Source organism: Kitasatospora sp. MBT63, assembly GCF_000710465.2.
Classification (GTDB): domain Bacteria; phylum Actinomycetota; class Actinomycetes; order Streptomycetales; family Streptomycetaceae; genus Kitasatospora.
In genome coordinates this window covers 1-1175 of record NZ_JAIZ01000385.1, presented here as the reverse complement: position 1 = coordinate 1175, position 1175 = coordinate 1, and the positions used below count along the sequence as shown (strand labels likewise).

At 67.4% G+C, this 1175-nt stretch carries 1 protein-coding gene and 1 pseudogene; both read right to left on the bottom strand.

Features of this window, described 5'->3' with window-relative positions; all coding sequences use genetic code 11:
* Nucleotides 1-431, bottom strand: a 431-nt coding sequence (locus AA75_RS45870; RefSeq protein WP_233289139.1) for a hypothetical protein, incomplete at its 3' end; no start/stop codon positions are given.
* Nucleotides 428-1101 (bottom strand): annotated as a pseudogene (locus AA75_RS45865) (transposase). The pseudogene AA75_RS45865 and the gene AA75_RS45870, both read right to left, overlap by 4 nt.
* Nucleotides 1102-1175: the final 74 nt, after the last annotated feature.

The following is a 1175-nucleotide window of genomic DNA, read 5'->3' as shown; positions in this document are numbered from 1 at the left end:
ACATGGCCACACCAGAGCTTTGTGTTAGCTCCTCTAAGTCCGTTTCTGGTGGCGGCCTCGTCCGGGTTGGGTGAGGAAGCCTTGGCGAGTGAGGCGTCCGAGGCGGCTACGGGTGATGTTGACTGACGCCTCGTCGGTGGGCATGCCGAGGAGTTTGTGCAGCTCGCGTGCCGGAATGCCTGGTCGGGGTGCTGGTTGGAGGCATTCACGATGGCCTGGTAGGTGGTGTTCGTCTCGGGTGGTTCGGAGCCGGTTCCTGCCGGCGTGACCTCCGCGATGATCTTTCGGGTGGTGGCCAGGTCCGTGAGCCGTGCTTCGGTATCCGTCAGGTCGGCGGCGAGCTCTTCGATCCGGGCGCGTAGTTCTGCGGCCCGGGCGGTGGCCTCGTCCTGCCGGCTCCGGAGGTCTGCGACGAGTTCGGCGACGTTCACGCGGCCAGCCCGAGGGTGTCGCGCCAGGCCGGGGCTGGTGCGGTGAGGCGGCGGGCAATGTTCGCGGTGGAGGCCCAGTAGACGCGGGAGGCGAAGTTGTCGGGCCGGTGGTCGTACTCTCGAGCGAGGCGCCGATGCAGCATCAAGGTGCCGTTCGTCTGCTCCATCACCCACCGTTTCGGCTGCGGGACGAAGCCCTTGCCCGGGTCGGCCGGGTTGCGGCGAACCACCTCGACGTCGATGTCCAGCAAAGCGCCGTGGATGACGACCTCGTCCTTGAACCCCTGGTCCACCAGGGCCTTCTCCAAACGCATCCCGCACCGCTCGGCGACCCGGTCGAGCAGGGCGGTCCCGGCGGCGTTGTCGTGGGCGGAGGCGGCCAGGACGACGACGCCGATGATCAGCCCCATGACATCCACGGCCAGTCCCCGCTTGCGCCCCGACACCTTCTTGTTCGCGTCCGGCCCCGTCGTGGTCCTCGGGACACCGGCGGCCGCACGGACGGACTGGGTGTCGATGATCACCAGGGACGGGTCCTCTAATCGGCGGGCCCTCTCCCGTACCTGGCAGCGCAGGAGCTCCTGGATCCGCTGGTCGAGCCCGTCCTACAGGACCCCGGATCCCCGGTTGCCGATCGCGCCACCCGGCCCTGCTTCCAGGTTGTGATCATCGGCTCGATCAACGCCCACTGCTCATCTGTTAAGAGGAGCTAAGAAGCCGTTGTCGTACCGATCTTGGTGGACG